Below are 14895 nucleotides of genomic sequence, written 5' to 3' on the forward strand. Positions count from 1 at the left end.
CGCGCTCGGTGGGAGCAGCGGGGGTGGGGGTCTCAGACACGGGTCAGTTCTCCTCGTCCGTGTGGCCGGAGTAGTCGGCGTGGTGCGGGTTCTCCCAGATGACGCTGCCACCCTGGCCCAGGCCCACGCACATCGCGGTGAGCCCGTAGCGGACCTCGGGGTGCTGCTCGAACTGCCGGGCGAGCTGCGTCATCAGGCGCACGCCCGAGCTGGCCAGCGGGTGGCCCATGGCGATGGCGCCGCCGTACGGGTTCACGCGCGGGTCGTCGTCCGCGATGCCGTAGTGGTCCAGGAAGGACAGCACCTGCACCGCGAAGGCCTCGTTCAGCTCGAACAGGCCGATGTCGTCGATCGTGAGGCCCGCGGTCCTGAGCGCCTTCTCGGTGGAGGGCACGGGGCCGTAGCCCATGATCTCGGGTGGTACGCCGGCGAAACCGTACGACACCATGCGCATCCGGGCGGGCAGGCCCAGCTCGGCGACGACGTCGCCGGCCGCGAGGATGGCGCCGGTGGCGCCGTCGGTCAGGGGGGACGACGTCGCCGGGGTGACCCGGCCGCCCGCCCGGAACGGCGTCTTGAGGCCCTGGATGGACTCGAAGGTGGTCTCCGGGCGCGGCAGCTCGTCGGTGGTCGCCAGGCCCCAGCCCTGCTCGGCGGAGCGGACCGCGACCGGTACCAGGTCGGCGTCGATGTTGCCGTTGGCCAGCGCCTTGGCGTACTTGGCCTGCGACTCGACGGCGAACCGGTCGGCGCGCTCCTTGGTGAGGTGCGGGAACTTGTCGTGCAGGTTCTCCGCGGTCACGCCCATGTTCAGGGCCTGCGGGTCGACGAGCTTCTCGGCGACGAACCGCGGGTTGACGTCGGCGTCGAAGCCCATCGGGTGACGGCCCATGTGCTCGACACCACCCGCGATCACGACGTCGGCGGCGCCCATCGCTATGCCCGCGGCCGTGGTCGTGGCGGCGGTCATGGCGCCGGCGCACATGCGGTCGATCGCGTAGCCCGGCACGGACTGGGGGAGACCGGCGAGCATGCCGACGGTGCGGCCGAGCGTGAGGCCCTGGTCGCCCTGCTGGGTGGTGGCGGCGATGGCCACCTCGTCGATCCGCTCCGGGGGGAGCTCGGGGTGGCGCCGCAGCAGCTCGCGTACCACCTTCACGATCAGGTCGTCGGCACGCGTCTCTGCGTAGAGGCCGTCGGGCTTGGCCTTGCCGAAGGGCGTACGGGCGCCGTCGACAAAGACGACGTCACGTACCGCACGGCGGGCACGCGGTGTTTCCGGGGCTGCGGTCATCAGCAGAACTCCTGGTTTTCGAAGACGGCGACGTCCGGTGAGCGGCGCCGCTGGATCGAGATACACGCTACCGCGAGTACCGGTAAAAAGCACGCAGGTTCTGATACCGGGTCTGAGTCCCATTGGAACGCGGTCTCGCCCCGTGCGGTGAGGGGCCCGGCGCGCGCCAACCCTGCGATTCGGCCCGAACTCGGCGGGGGCCACGGGCGGAATCGCTGGGTACGCGCGAACTTCGCGGTGAACGCACGGAGCCCGCCCCTACCCAGCGATTCGGCCCGGAACGTGCGGGTTTTCGAGCCGAATCACTGGGTAGAGGCGGGCTGCGGGGCGCCGGCGGGCGCGGGGGTCAGCCGTTGCCGCGGAGCCTGCGGACCACGCGCTTGGCGGTCGGCAGTGCGGTGTTCCACGTGTTGTACCAGCGGGAGAACGCGACGTCGATCGAACCGACCAGCTCGTCGGTGTGCTTGGCGAAACTCTTCTTGAAGTCGCTGATGCCGTCGTTGAGCAGGCCGTTCATGTCGTACCGCACGAGGCCCTGCTCCTGGGCGATCTCGATGGTGCGCCAGTAGGTCGGCGCGGTGGCCGTGGCCTTGCGCCCGGCGTCGTTGCCGCCGCCGTACAGCAGGAACGAGGTGCTGGCGGAGTTGACGCACCACGCGAAGCAGGCCGGCACGTCGTCGACGTACGTGGCCACCAGCACCGACTGCTCGCCCAGCGAGCGGTGGATGTCCAGGTAGTACTCGTCGGAGTGGATGGCGAAGCCGGCACGCTGGGCGGTCTCCTTGTAGACGTCGAGCACGCGCAGCACCTCCTTCTCCTCCGTGACCCGGCGGATGTCGAGGCCGGACCGGCCACCCTTGCGGATCTCGTAGCGCGTGGACTTGCGCATGTCGGCCAGCAGCTCGGGTCCCGACTTGGTCAGGTCGAGGATCAGCGTGCTCGGGATGAGGATCTGGTTGGGTGCGTACCGCCGCCCGGCCAGGTCCAGCTGGGTGCCCGCGGGCCAGTCCGGCTCGATGGTGATGCCGACGCCGCCCACGTTCTCGCGCGCCCACTCCACGACGGTGTTCGTCACGGCGTTGCGGGTGGCGCTGTCGCCGACGCCGAACACGGCCTGGGCCGTCTCGCCGTCGTGGTGCGCGACGACGGGGCCGCGCGGTATGTACGACAGGGCCCGGAACTGCGCCGGCAGCGGCCGCACGAGCAGCTGAGCCAGGCCGACGGTGGTGCCGTCCTCCGTCACGCGCAGCCGGTGCGCCCGCCAGTTGCCCGCCGCCTTGACCTCGCCCCATCCCCACAGCTGGAGCGGGTGCCCGCCCAGGGCGAGGACCTCGCGGTCCCAGGTCGAAGGATCGGTGACGACGTCGACGGCGAGCGTGATGGGCTCCGACAGGGCTGGCATGGGGACGACTCTACTGGGGTGGGCGTGCCACCTTCACACCGGTTCGCGCTCTGCCTCGGCGAACACCCGCTCCAGGCCGCCCGCCAGCAGGCCGACCTGCCAGGCGCGAGCCCCACGGCCCCGCAGGAACTCGCCGATGCCGACGGCGTCGGCGGGGACCGGCGGGGTCCAGCACAGGCGGCGCAGCGCGTCGGGCTGGAGCAGGTTCTCCACGGGGACGTTCAGGTCCTCGGAGAGCGAGGTCACGAGCTCGCGCGCCGCCGTGAGGCGCCGGGCCGCGGCCGCGTCCCGGTCACCCCAGGTGCGTGGCGGTGGGGGACCGTCCGAGCGCGGGCCACGGACGGAGGGCAGCTCGGCGTCGGGGAGGGCGCGTGCCTCGTCGATCGCCTTCTGCCAGTACGCCGCGCGGCGCTTGGTGCCCTTGCCCGCGAACTCCGGCAGGGCCACGAGCTGGCCGGCGGTCTTCGGCATGGCCTTGGCCGCCGCGACGATCGCCCGGTCGGGCAGCACCCGGCCGGGCGAGATGTCCCGCGCCTGGGCGCTGGCGTCGCGGGCGATCCACATCGCCCGGACGGCGGCGACCTGGCGCGGGTTGCGCAGCACGTGCATGCCGGACGTGCGCCGCCACGGGTCGACCCGCGGCGCCGGCGGGGCGGCGGTGCGCACCGCCTCGAACTCCTGCGCCGCCCACTCCGTCTTGCCGGCCGCCTCGAGCCGTTCGGCGAGCCGGTCGCGCAGCTCCACCAGCACCTCGACGTCGAGGGCGGCGTACCGCAGCCAGTCCTCCGGCAGGGGGCGCGTGGACCAGTCGACCGCCGAGTGCTCCTTCGCCAGCCCCAGGCCCAGCACCTCGGCCACCACCGCGGCCAGCCCCACCCGCTCCATGCCGAGCAGCCGCGCGGCGAGCTCGGTGTCGAAGACGCGCGCCGGGCGCAGGCCGTGCTCGGCGAACCCGGGCAGGTCCTGGGAGGCGGCGTGCAGCACGAACTCGGCGTCCCCGACGGCCTCGGTCAGCGGCGAGAGGTCCGGGACACCCACCGGGTCGATCAGTGCCGTGCCCGCGCCCGCACGTCGCACCTGGACCAGGTACGTCGCCTGACCGTACCGGTACCCGGAGGCGCGCTCGGCGTCGGCGGCGACCGGCCCCGAGCCGGCGGCGAACGCCTCGACGACGCGCGCGAACGCACCGTCGGTCGCCACCACGTCGGGCAGCCCGTCGGCGGGCTCGGTCAGGGGGGTGACGGGGGCCGGCACGGGCGTCGATGTCTCCGCAGGGACTCCTCGCTCCGTGGTGGTCATGGACCTACCGTATGGCGTTGCCTCGAACGGTCGGTAAACCGCCTGGTGAGCGCCGCGACCCCCTCGGGCAGCGGGGGTACGCCCGCCGCCATGGTGAGCAGGGCGGCCCACGCGCTCAGGTGGGTGCCGAGCCGGGTGTCGAGCGGCGTCCACGACGCGCGGATCTCGAGGTCCACCGCGCCGGGCGTGCCCTCCAGCGCGCCGTAGCTCTGCGACAGCACCCGGGTGACGGTGCCGCCGTCGGCCACGGTGTCGGTGCCCGGGACGAGGCCCGCGGACTCGAGGCACTCGCCCACCCAGGACCAGGCGACGTCGGCCAGCATGGGGTCGGCGGCCATCTCGGGCTCGAGCGTCGCGCGCACGAGCGTCACCACGCGGAAGGTGCCGTGCCAGGCCTCCTGGCCCGCCGGGTCGTGCAGGACGACGAAGCGGCCGGTGGCGAGCGGCTCCTCGGCGTGGTCGTGGTCGTCGGGTCTGTCCTGGTCGGTTCGCCCCGGCGGTGTGCCGGGCAGCACGTCGCCCGAGAGCGCCACGCTGAACGGGGCCACCCGGCGCGGGGCCGGGATCTCCGTGAGGCGCACCTCGGCGCGCAAGGCCTGACGCCGCAGGTCGGCGAGGGCTGCTGCGAAGTCGACGGGGACGCCGGTGGGCGGGCCGCTGGTCATCACTTCACGGTACGTCCGCGTGGCTGCAGCGGGGTGGAGGCGCGCGGCCGTCGCCGGATCGTGACCTGCCCGCCCGCCGGACGGCGCCGACCTGCCGGTACCGCTGGCTACTAGGCTGGCCGCGGGTCACGGCGCGCCCTGCGCGTACGCCGGCCTGTTCCCACGGCAGAAGGAGCAAGAAACGTGTCAGGCACAGCACAGATCGGCGTCACCGGGCTGGCGGTGATGGGGCGCAACCTCGCGCGTAACTTCGCCCGCCACGGCTACACGGTGGCGGTCCACAACCGTTCGTACGCGAAGACCGAGTCGCTCGTCACCGAGCACGGCAGCGACGGCGAGTTCGTGCCGAGCGAGACGATGGCCGACTTCGTCGCGTCGCTCGAGCGGCCGCGCAAGGTGGTCGTCATGGTCAAGGCCGGCGGTCCGACGGACGCCGTCATCGACGAGCTGATCCCCCTCCTGGAGGAGGGCGACATCGTCGTCGACGCCGGCAACGCGCACTTCCCGGACACGATCCGGCGCGAGGCCGCCCTCAAGGAGCACGGCCTGCACTTCGTGGGTACCGGTGTGTCCGGCGGCGAGGAGGGCGCGCTGAACGGCCCGTCCATCATGCCGGGCGGCACGCCCGAGTCGTACGAGTCCCTCGGGCCCATCCTGGAGGACATCTCCGCGAAGGTCGACGGCGTGCCCTGCTGCACGTACGTGGGCTCCGACGGCGCCGGGCACTTCGTCAAGATGGTGCACAACGGCATCGAGTACGCGGACATGCAGCTCATCGCCGAGGCGTACGACCTGCTGCGCCAGGGTCTGGGTGCCACGGCCGCTGAGATCGGCGAGATCTTCGCGCAGTGGAACACGGGCGACCTGGAGTCGTTCCTGATCGAGATCACCGCCGACGTGCTGCAGCACGTGGACGCCGAGACCGGCAAGGCGTTCGTCGACATCGTGCTGGACCAGGCGGAGCAGAAGGGCACGGGCCGCTGGACCGTGCAGAACGGCCTGGACGTGGGCGTGCCGATCACCGGGATCGCGGAGGCCACGTTCGCCCGCTCGCTGTCCGGCTCGGTGCCGCAGCGCGCGGCCGGCCGTGCGGCGCTGCCCGCGCACGCGCAGGAGTGGGAGGTCAAGGACCGGGACGCCTTCATCGAGGACGTCCGCCTGGCCCTGTACGCCTCGAAGGTCGTCGCCTACTCGCAGGGCTTCGACCAGATCGCGGCGGCCGCCGCGGAGTACGACTGGGCGATCGACCGCGGCGCGATGGCCCGCATCTGGCGCGGCGGCTGCATCATCCGCGCCCGGTTCCTGGACCGGATCACCGAGGCGTACGAGCGCGACGGCGACCTCCCCCTGCTGCTGGCGGACCCGTACTTCACCGACGCCGTCGCGAGCGGCCTGCCCGCGTGGCGCCGCATCGTGGCCGGTGCCGCCCAGAACGGCGTGCCCGCGCCGGCGTTCTCGTCGTCGCTGGCGTACTACGACGGCGTCCGCGCCGAGCGGCTCCCCGCCGCCCTGGTGCAGGCGCAGCGCGACTTCTTCGGGGCGCACACCTACAAGCGCGTCGACCGCGAGGGCACGTTCCACACCGAGTGGTCGGGAGACCGCACGGAGGCCGAGGCGTGACGGGTATCCCCGCGGACCCGGGGGCGACGGGCGGCGGCGGCGGAGAGGTCCCCGTCCCGGACATGATGGTGGTGGGAGTCGGCGGCGACGTCGGGATGTACGCCCTGGTGCGTGCGTTCCACGAGCAGTACGGCGTGCGCTCCGTGGTGCTGTCCAAGGTCGCCACCCGTGCGATGCAGGACTCGGCGATCGCCGAGAACATGGTGGTGCCCGGCCTGGACGAGACGGAGGTCTTCCTCTCGACCCTCGAGGGCATCGCCCAGCAGCACCGGGACAAGGTCCTGATCCTGCTGACCAACGCGGACTGGCACGTGCGCACGGTCATCCTCAACCGGGAGCGGCTGGAGGCGGCGGGCTACGTGGCGCCGTACCCGTCGCTGCCGGTGCTGGAGCAGGTCAGCAGCAAGGAGGGCTTCGCGCAGGTGTGCGACCAGCTCGGCATCCCGACGCCGCGCACCGTGGCGGTCGACATCGCCAAGCTGGTCGCCGACGGCGGCCGTGCGGCGGTGCCCACCCTCGAGGTGGACCTGCAGTACCCCGTGGTGGGCAAGCCGTCGAACAGCGCCGAGTGGTACTACGTGGACTTCCCGGGCAAGGCGAAGATCCATCACCTCGACTCGCGCGCAGAGCTCGAGGAGGTGCTGGGTAACCTCGCCGACGCGGAGTTCCCCGGCACGTTCCTGGTGCAGGAGTTCATCCCCGGCGACGAGACGCAGATGCGGTCCCTGACCGCCTACCGCGACACGTCGGGCGAGGTGACGCTGCTGGCGACCGGGCGGGTGCTCCTGGAGGAGCACACGCCCGGCACGCTGGGCATCCCGGCGGCCATCCTGGTGGAGGCGTACGACGACGCCATGGAGGCGGCCACCCGGTTCCTCGACGCGACCGGCTACGTGGGGTTCGCGAACTTCGACTACAAGCTGGACCCGCGCACGGGGCAGCACGTGTACTTCGAGGTGAACCCACGCATCGGGCGCAACAACTACTACGTCACGGCGGGCGGGGCGAACGTGGCCCGCGTGCTGGTGGAGGACTGGGTGCTGCACCGGCCGATCCGCCCGGTGCGTGCCGTGCGCGACGTGCTGTACACGGTGGTGCCGTTCGGCCTGCTGGCCAAGTACGTCCTGGACCCGGAGCTCAAGTCCCGGCTCAAGGCGCTCAAGGCGAGCGGCGACGTGATCAACCCCCTGAAGTACGACCGTGACTCCGGCCTCAAGCGCCGGCTCATCGTCGAGGCGATCACGCAGAACTACCGCCGCAAGTACGCGCAGTACTACCCGGAGCCCACGGCGACGGGCACCTGACTCGGGCCCGCCCCCCGAGGTGTCAGACGCTCAGGTCGCTCCGGCGACCTGAGCGTCTGGCATGTCAAGGGTAGTTCTGCCCCGTTTCGGCCCTTGTGCGTTCGGCGACTCGTCGGGACACTATGTGCGCACTTGCTGGAGATTTCCGGCACAAAACGTGAGAGAGGTATTTACCCGATGTCCTTCATCGAGTCGATCAAGACCGTGCTGTCCAAGTACGCGGTCTTCAACGGGCGCGCTCGTCGCTCGGAGTACTGGTGGTACGCCCTGGCCGTGTCGATCGTCTCCACGGTCCTCTACGCGGCTCTTGTCGCGCCGGGCTACGGCGAGTACATGGCGAGCATCATGGAGGCCTCGGCCGCAGGCGCCACGCCCCCCGCCATGCCGGGCTCCCTGACGGCCGGCTACCTGATCATGTCGCTCATCAACCTCGCGCTGCTCCTGCCGGGTCTCGGCGTCATGGTCCGTCGTCTGCACGACACCGGCCGGTCCGGCTTCTGGGTCTTCTTCCTCCTGGTTCCGATCGTCGGCCCGATCATGGTGATCGTCTGGCTCGCCACGAACGGCACCCCCGGCCCCAACCAGCACGGCCCGGACCCCAAGGCCGTGGCGCAGGCGCAGGCGGTCTGACCTAATCTGAACGCATGAACACCCCCCGCCCCGTGCTCGTCGTCGGGGCGAGCGGGTTCGTCGGCAGCCGGGTCGCACGCGGCCTGGCTGCCGACGGCACGACGGTCGTCGCGACCGCCCGCCACGACCTGCCCGACCGGGTCACGGTCCAGGCCGGGGTGGTCCCCGTCCGCAGCCCCGAGCAGGCCGCCCTGCCCGACGCCGTCCGCGCGGCCTGCACCCACGCCGGAGTTCCGCTGCCCGGCGCCGTCGTCGCCTCGATCGGCGGCTGGCACAAGGGCGCCCCGCTGCTGGAGTCGGACCCCGCCCAGTGGGCCGCGACGCTGGCCTCCCACCTCACCGCCCACCTCGACACCGCACGCGCCCTCGGCCCGCTGCTCGGGCCGGGCGACCCCTACGTCGTGCTCAACGGGGCGGCGTCCCGCGAGGCGATGGCGGGATCAGGCGCGATCAGCGTGACCGGCGCCGGGCTGGCGATGCTCGTCCAGGTGCTGCGCCTGGAGACGACGGGTCCCCGCTTCCACGAGCTGGTCATCGACCATGCCGTCTCCGGCGACGACCGCAACCAGGACCCCGCACAGACCCGCACCCCGGCCCAGGTGGTCCACGCCCTCCGCGAACTTCTCGACGACCCCCGCGCACCCGCCGTGCGGCACGTGTGACGTTGCTCTCCCGGCACCCCTGCTGAGCGGCCCCGCCGGTAATCTCTTGCTACGTGACGACCGCGACCACCACCGACAGCCAGACCGTGACGACCGCCCTGTGCGCCGTCCGACCCCAGGTCCCTGTCGACCGGCTCGTCACCGATCTCGTCCCGCCGCGCCACTTCGCGAACGCCCGGTTCGCCACCTACCGCGCCAACGCGGCGCATCCCAGCCAGGGCCGCGCCCTGGCCCGCCTGCAGGAGATCGCCCAGGAGATCGTCGCCCCGAAGCGCGGCCTGTTCGCCCGCCGCAGGGCGGCCCCCGCGGTCTACCTCGACGGCGGCTTCGGCGTCGGCAAGACCCACCTGCTCACGTCGCTCGCCCACGCCGTCGGCGAGGCGCTCGGTGCGGACAAGGCCGCGTACGGCACGTTCGTCGAGTACACGAACCTCGTGGGAGCGCTCGGGTTCCTCCCGACGGTCGAGGCGCTGGCGGCGAAGAAGCTGGTCTGCATCGACGAGTTCGAGCTCGACGACGCCGGCGACACGACCATCATGTCCCGCCTCATGCGCGAGCTCGCCGACCGCGGCGTCGCGCTCGCCGCGACGTCGAACACGCTGCCCGACGCGCTCGGTGACGGCCGCTTCGCCGCCCAGGACTTCCAGCGCGAGATCAAGGCCCTCTCCGACCGGTTCGAGACCCTGCGGGTCGACGGCGAGGACTACCGTCACCGGGACGTCGTCACCGAGTCCGAGCCCCTCACCGAGGACCAGGTCGCCGCCGCGGCGGCCCGCCCCGGTGTCACGCTCGACGGGTTCGACGACCTGCTGGCGCACCTCGCCACGGTGCACCCGAGCCGGTACGGCGCGCTGCTCGACGGCGTCTCCGTGGTCGCGCTGACGGGCGTGCACCCCGTGACGGCGCAGGAGGTGGCGCTGCGGCTCGTGGTCCTCGTGGACCGCCTGTACGACCGGGACGTGCCGGTGCTGCTCGGCGGCTCGGGCGACACCCGCGGCCTGTTCACGGACGAGATGCTCGCCGGCGGCTACCGCAAGAAGTACTACCGCGCACTGTCCCGCCTGGGCGCCCTGGCGGAAGAGGGCCGCAAGCTCATCTGACAGGGGGTCAGCTCGCCGCCAGGCGGGCCTTTTCCGTCTCCACGTCGAAGGTGGCCGGGGGCCAGCCCAGGTCCAGCGACCGCAGCGCGCCCGTCAGCAGCTCCGTGACCGCCAGGCGCGCGTACCACTTCCGGTTCGCCGGCACGACGTGCCAGGGCGCCACGTCGGTGGAGGTGCGGTCCAGCATCTCCTGGTACGCCGCGATGTACTCGGGGAGCTTCGACCGGACGTCGATGTCGCCCGGGTCGTACTTCCAGTGCTTGTCCGGCCGGTCGAGCCGTTCGGCGAGGCGCTCCTTCTGCTCCTCGGCCGACACGAAGAGCGCCACCTTGACGATCAGGGTGCCCGACGCCGCGACCTCGGCCTCGAACTCGTTCAGCTCGCGGTAGTGCTTGCGCCAGGTCTTCTGCGGTTCGAGGCGGTTCACCCGGACGACGAGCACCTGCTCGTGGTGTGACCGGTCGAAGACGCCGAGGTAGCCGGGGCGGGGGAGGGCGTTGCGGATCCGCCAGAGGTACCCGTGCTCCCGCTCCTCCTCGGTCGGCACGCCGAACCCCGTGTGCTGCACACCCTGCGGGTCCACCATGCCGACGACGTGCCGGACGATCCCGCCCTTGCCGGCCGTGTCGAGGCCCTGCAGCACGAGCAGCACCGACCGGTCACCGCCGGTGCGGCCGTGCGCGAAGAGCCGTTCCTGGAGGTCGGCGAGCTCCGGGGCGCGGGCGGCCATCGCCTTCTCGCCGTCGCGCCGCTTGCCGGCCCAGCCGGGCGTGGCGGACTCGTCCAGGGCACTCAGGTCGGTGCCGCGCACCCAGCGCAGGGCGTCCTCCGGCGGAGTGGTCCACAGCTGCTCAGGCTTCTTCGCCATCGGTGCCTCCCTCGGGTGACCGGCACGCGCCGGTCCCAGGGCCCCAGGCTCCCAGGTCAGCGGTCCGCGCGCAGCACGGCGGTCATCCGCGGCGGCACCGTGAGAGTGTCGCCGACCAGGCGGGTGGCGCCCGGCTCCCAGGCAGCCGCGAGCCGGAACGCCGCGGGCAGCGGCGCCTTGCCGGCGCCCTCGGCGGGCCGCAGCAGGCTGCCCAGGCGCAGGGCGGCGAGGCCGTGGCCCGTGTTGAGCACGAACGCCAGGCTGCCCCGCAGCACGGCGATGACCGAGCGGTCGGCCGTGGACCGGATCTCCAGCGGCAGGTCCAGCTCGTCGGCCACCGCGTGCCGGATCGCCACGAGGTCGCGTGCCCAGCGGACCAGCCGCTGCTCGTTCTCGTTCCGCGGGACCACCGGCACGTGCACGGTGTCGAGCACGAGGGCGTTGCCCGCGAGCAGGACGGTGGCGAGCACGCTGGCCCGGATGTCGACGTCGTCCACGCCGAGGAGGGCCGTCGCGGGGCTCTCCTCGCCCGACCACGGGGTCGTGAGCTGGGCGGCGGGCAGCCGGGTGATGTCCTCGACGACGCTCGCACCGGCCCGGACGCGGTTGCGGCGCCCGCTGTTCTGGCGGGTCGCCCGGCGCACCGACGGGTGCACCAGGTCGGCGAGCATCTGCAGGGCCTGGATGTCCTCCGACCGGCCGGGGCCGGACAGGATGCGGAGCAGGATGGTCGTCAGACGGTCGCTCCTGCCCGGCCCGTCGACCAGCAGGCTGAACCGCCGGTCGAGCTGCTCGCCCATGCCGACCACGTAGTCCGCGAGCTCGCCCAGGAACGGGGTGGGCGAGCGGTCCACGAGCGCGTCGACGTCGAGCACGAGGCCGTCCACGTGGTACTCGCGCAGCCAGTGGCGCGCGTCGTCGACGAGAAAGTCGCGGGGTCCGCGGGAGCCGCTGCCGTCGAGGTTGATGCGGTCGCCCACGAAGTCGGTGCGGACCGTCGGCGCGGACGGCACCTTGCCCGCTCGCGTACCGATCGACGGCACCTGTCCGGTGCGGAGCTGGATGGGTCCGGTGCGAGGCCGGTCGAGCGGCACCTGCCCGGTCCGGGGCCGCATGGCCTGCAGCGCGTGCTCACCGGCGTCGCCGACGTCCGGACGCGGTGCACGGGTGCGGCCGCTCCCGCCCGTGAGGTACGGCCCGTAGGCCTCCAGGCCGAGCTCGTCGGCCACCGCCCAGCGGTAGGGGATGTCCAGCACGACGGCGAGGCCCAGGGCGTGCGCCGCGTCGATGAAGCGCTGGAGCGCGCGCGGGCCGCCGTACGGCTCGTGCACGGAGTACAGGCGCACACCCTGTGCCGGACCGAGTGCCGGGTCGAACGCGGCGACGGGGGCGAGCTCGACGCCGTGCACCCCGAGCCCGGCCACGGTGGGCAGCAGCTCCGCGGCGGCGTCGAGCGTGCCCGCCGGGGTGAACGTCTCGACGTCGACGTGCATGAGGACGCTCGTCGAGAGATCGGGCGGGGACCACGAGCCGTCGGTCCACTCGAACGCCGGGTCGAACACCCGGGTGGGGCCGTGGATGCCCTGCGGCAGCCAGACGCTGCGCGGGTCGGGCAGCAGGGGACCACCGTCGATCGAGTAGCCGTAGTCGGTGCCGTGCCCGAGCACCCGGTCGGCCCCCCAGTACCCGGGCTCGCCCGCGCCCACGAGGCGCAGCGGCATGTGCTCCGGCTCCTCGTACGGGTCGTAGGGCACGAGTACTTCGATGATGCGGGCGCGCGGGGCCCACACCACGGGTCTGGGCCCTGGAACAGGCATGTCAGGCCCTGGTCGGGGCGGTGGTGTGGTTCCCCCGGTTCCACTCCTCGGTCCGGTCACGGCGGACAGCCTAGCCCGGTGTTCCGGATGGGCGAGTCAGCACCACGACGCTGTGCGCCGTCACGGCGAGGCTGGTGCCGGCATCGAGCACGGTTCCCGGCTCGGCGCTGCCGTCGGTGTCGAGCACCACGGTCCAGGCCTCCCCGTAGGCACCGGGTGGCAGAGTGAAGTCCAGCGCCCCGGAATGGGCGTTGAGCAGCAGCAGGAACGAGTCGTCGACCACCGCCTCGCCCCGCGCGTCGGTCTCCGTGATCGCGTCCCCGTTGAGGAAGACCGCCACCGTCCGGGCGTAGGACTGGTGCCAGTCGGTGTCGTCCATCCGGGCGCCCGTGAGATCGAGCCACTCGATGTCGGCCGGTCCGTCCGTGGCGTCGATCTGCCCGTCGAAGAATCGGCGGCGGTGGAGGATCGGGTGGTCGCGGCGCAGCCGGACCGCGTGGCGGGCGAACTCCAGCAGTGCCGTGCGCTCGTCGTCCAGCTCCCAGTCCATCCAGGCGAGCTCGTTGTCCTGGCAGTAGACGTTGTTGTTGCCGTCCTGCGTGCGCCCGAGCTCGTCGCCGTGCGCGATCATCGGTACGCCCTGGCTGACCAGCAGCGTGACCAGGAGATTGCGGCGCTGCCGGGCGCGCAGCTCGGCGATCTCCGGGTCGTCGGTGGGGCCCTCGACGCCGCAGTTCCAGGACCGGTTGTGGCTCTCGCCGTCCTTGTTGTCCTCGCCGTTGGCGTCGTTGTGCTTCTCGTCGTACGTCGTCAGGTCGGCGAGCGTGAAGCCGTCGTGGGCCGTCACGAAGTTGATGGACGCGCTGGGCAGCCGGCCGCTGTCCTCGTACAGGTCGCTGGAGCCGGTCAGCCGCGAGGCGAACTCCGGCAGCGTGGCCGGCTCGCCCCGCCAGAAGTCGCGCACCGTGTCCCGGTACCGGCCGTTCCACTCGGTCCACAGCGGCGGGAACCCGCCCACCTGGTACCCGCCGTCGCCCAGGTCCCACGGCTCCGCGATCAGCTTCACCTGGGAGATCACCGGGTCCTGGTGCACGATGTCGAAGAAGGCGCTCAGCCGGTCGACCTCGTGGAACTGCCGGGCCAGGGTGGCCGCCAGATCGAACCGGAAACCGTCGACGTGCATCTCCTCGACCCAGTACCGCAGCGAGTCCATGATGAGCTGGAGCACCGCGGGGGAGCGCATGAGCAGCGAGTTGCCGGTGCCGGTGGTGTCGAAGTAGTGCGCCTCGTCGCCGTCGACCAGCCGGTAGTAGGCGGCGTTGTCGATGCCGCGAAAACCCAGCGTGGGGCCCAGGTGGTTGCCCTCGGCGGTGTGGTTGTAGACCACGTCGAGCAGCACCTCGATGCCCGCCTGGTGCAGCGCCTTGACCATGGCCTTGAACTCCATGACCTGCTCGCCGCGCTTGCCGTACCCGGCGTACCCGTTGTGCGGGGCGAAGAACCCGATCGTGTTGTAGCCCCAGTAGTTGCTCAGGCCCTTGGCCGCCAGCGACGGGTCGGTGACGAACTGGTGCACCGGCATCAGCTCGATCGCCGTGACGCCCAGCGTGGTCAGGTGCTCGATCACGGCCGGGTGGGCCAGCCCCGCGTAGGTGCCGCGCAGCTCGTCGGGGACGTCCGGGTGGCGCATGGTGAGGCCCTTGACGTGCGCCTCGTAGATCACGGTCTCGTGGTACGGCGTGGCCGGCGGGCGGTCGTGGCCCCAGTCGAAGAACGGGTTGACCACCACGGAGACCATGGTGTGGCCGAGGGAGTCGGCGGGGTCCGGCGTCGTGCCGGTGGTGGCCTGCTCCGCGTCCGAGAACGGGTAGGAGAACAGCGACGGGTCCCCGTCGAGTTCGCCGTCCACGGCCTTGGCGTAGGGGTCCAGCAGGAGCTTGGCCGGGTTGCAGCGGTGGCCGGCCGCCGGGTCGTACGGGCCGTGCACGCGGTACCCGTACCGGGTGCCGGGGCCGACGCCGGGCAGATAGACGTGCCACACGTGCGCGTCGGTCTCGGTCACCTCGATGCGGGTCTCGCTGTTGTCGTCGGCCACCAGGCACAGCTCGACCCGTTGGGCCACCGAGGAGTAGAGGGTGAAGTTGGTGCCCGTACCGTCGAAGGTCGCACCGAGCGGGTAGGGACGCCCTGGCCAGGTCTGCATCGCACGATCATCACACCCCGGCGGGGTAGGT

At 72.2% G+C, this 14895-nt stretch carries 12 protein-coding genes; 5 read left to right on the top strand and 7 right to left on the bottom strand.

Going from position 1 to position 14895, the window contains the following annotated elements:
- Positions 1-43: 43 nt before the first annotated feature.
- From ACFSL2_RS00385 to ACFSL2_RS00400, 4 genes are all read right to left on the bottom strand, one after another.
- Positions 44-1294 (bottom strand): thiolase family protein, encoded by a 1251-nt coding sequence (locus ACFSL2_RS00385; protein WP_377195970.1) that lies wholly within the window; start codon positions 1292-1294, stop codon positions 44-46.
- 346 nt (positions 1295-1640) lie between these two features.
- Positions 1641-2696 carry a lipid II:glycine glycyltransferase FemX gene (locus ACFSL2_RS00390; protein WP_377195971.1) on the bottom strand — a complete coding sequence of 352 codons (1056 nt, stop codon included), beginning with the start codon at positions 2694-2696 and terminating at the stop codon, positions 1641-1643.
- A gap of 33 nt (positions 2697-2729) precedes the next feature.
- On the bottom strand, positions 2730-3995 hold the full coding sequence (locus tag ACFSL2_RS00395) for an HRDC domain-containing protein (RefSeq protein ID WP_377195972.1): 1266 nt from the start codon (positions 3993-3995) through the stop codon (positions 2730-2732).
- Complete coding sequence (locus ACFSL2_RS00400) at positions 3992-4660, bottom strand: DUF3000 domain-containing protein (RefSeq protein WP_377195973.1); 669 nt, start codon at positions 4658-4660, stop codon at positions 3992-3994. Before ACFSL2_RS00400 ends, ACFSL2_RS00395 begins: the two co-directional genes overlap by 4 nt.
- 183 nt (positions 4661-4843) lie before the next feature.
- Between ACFSL2_RS00400 and gndA the strand changes: the two genes are divergently transcribed.
- From gndA to zapE, 5 genes are all read left to right on the top strand, one after another.
- Positions 4844-6280, top strand: a complete 1437-nt coding sequence (gene gndA / locus ACFSL2_RS00405) for an NADP-dependent phosphogluconate dehydrogenase (protein WP_377195974.1) — start codon at positions 4844-4846, stop codon at positions 6278-6280.
- Positions 6277-7584, top strand: coding sequence for a carboxylate--amine ligase (locus ACFSL2_RS00410; RefSeq protein WP_377195975.1), 1308 nt, complete (start codon positions 6277-6279; stop codon positions 7582-7584). The genes gndA and ACFSL2_RS00410 overlap by 4 nt, the downstream gene beginning before the upstream one ends.
- A 177-nt stretch (positions 7585-7761) precedes the next feature.
- On the top strand, positions 7762-8214 hold the full coding sequence (locus ACFSL2_RS00415) for a DUF805 domain-containing protein (RefSeq protein WP_377195976.1): 453 nt from the start codon (positions 7762-7764) through the stop codon (positions 8212-8214).
- A 14-nt stretch (positions 8215-8228) separates the two neighbouring features.
- Positions 8229-8876: a hypothetical protein gene (locus ACFSL2_RS00420; RefSeq protein ID WP_377195977.1), complete on the top strand. Its 648-nt coding sequence runs from the start codon at positions 8229-8231 to the stop codon at positions 8874-8876.
- A 53-nt stretch (positions 8877-8929) separates the two neighbouring features.
- A complete protein-coding gene (zapE, locus tag ACFSL2_RS00425) occupies positions 8930-9976 on the top strand; it encodes a cell division protein ZapE (protein ID WP_377195978.1) in 1047 nt (348 codons plus the stop codon).
- A 7-nt stretch (positions 9977-9983) separates the two neighbouring features.
- Here zapE and ACFSL2_RS00430 read toward each other — a convergent pair whose 3' ends face one another.
- The 3 genes from ACFSL2_RS00430 to glgX all read right to left on the bottom strand — a co-directional run bounded on the left by ACFSL2_RS00430 (position 9984) and on the right by glgX (position 14864).
- The gene (locus ACFSL2_RS00430) at positions 9984-10844 is read right to left on the bottom strand and encodes a PPK2 family polyphosphate kinase (protein WP_377195979.1); all 861 of its coding nucleotides are present in this window, start codon (positions 10842-10844) and stop codon (positions 9984-9986) included.
- Positions 10845-10900: 56 nt separating this feature from the next.
- Positions 10901-12661: a hypothetical protein gene (locus ACFSL2_RS00435; protein ID WP_377195980.1), complete on the bottom strand. Its 1761-nt coding sequence runs from the start codon at positions 12659-12661 to the stop codon at positions 10901-10903.
- 70 nt (positions 12662-12731) lie between these two features.
- Complete coding sequence (glgX, locus tag ACFSL2_RS00440; RefSeq protein ID WP_377195981.1) at positions 12732-14864, bottom strand: glycogen debranching protein GlgX; 2133 nt, start codon at positions 14862-14864, stop codon at positions 12732-12734.
- Positions 14865-14895: the final 31 nt, after the last annotated feature.

The organism is Promicromonospora aerolata (assembly GCF_042682255.1).
In the GTDB taxonomy this organism is placed as follows: domain Bacteria; phylum Actinomycetota; class Actinomycetes; order Actinomycetales; family Cellulomonadaceae; genus Promicromonospora; species Promicromonospora aerolata.

What these genes read in the sequence shown, in the direction of transcription:
- ACFSL2_RS00400 (WP_377195973.1), bottom strand. Translation starts at nt 4,660, where the DNA reads ATGACCAGCGGCCCGCCCACCGGCGTCCCCGTCGACTTCGCAGCAGCC.
- ACFSL2_RS00435 (WP_377195980.1), bottom strand. Translation starts at nt 12,661, where the DNA reads ATGCCTGTTCCAGGGCCCAGACCCGTGGTGTGGGCCCCGCGCGCCCGC.
- ACFSL2_RS00415 (WP_377195976.1), top strand. Translation starts at nt 7,762, where the DNA reads ATGTCCTTCATCGAGTCGATCAAGACCGTGCTGTCCAAGTACGCGGTC.
- ACFSL2_RS00390 (WP_377195971.1), bottom strand. Translation starts at nt 2,696, where the DNA reads ATGCCAGCCCTGTCGGAGCCCATCACGCTCGCCGTCGACGTCGTCACC.
- ACFSL2_RS00385 (WP_377195970.1), bottom strand. Translation starts at nt 1,294, where the DNA reads ATGACCGCAGCCCCGGAAACACCGCGTGCCCGCCGTGCGGTACGTGAC.
- ACFSL2_RS00395 (WP_377195972.1), bottom strand. Translation starts at nt 3,995, where the DNA reads ATGACCACCACGGAGCGAGGAGTCCCTGCGGAGACATCGACGCCCGTG.
- ACFSL2_RS00430 (WP_377195979.1), bottom strand. Translation starts at nt 10,844, where the DNA reads ATGGCGAAGAAGCCTGAGCAGCTGTGGACCACTCCGCCGGAGGACGCC.
- ACFSL2_RS00420 (WP_377195977.1), top strand. Translation starts at nt 8,229, where the DNA reads ATGAACACCCCCCGCCCCGTGCTCGTCGTCGGGGCGAGCGGGTTCGTC.
- glgX (WP_377195981.1), bottom strand. Translation starts at nt 14,864, where the DNA reads ATGCAGACCTGGCCAGGGCGTCCCTACCCGCTCGGTGCGACCTTCGAC.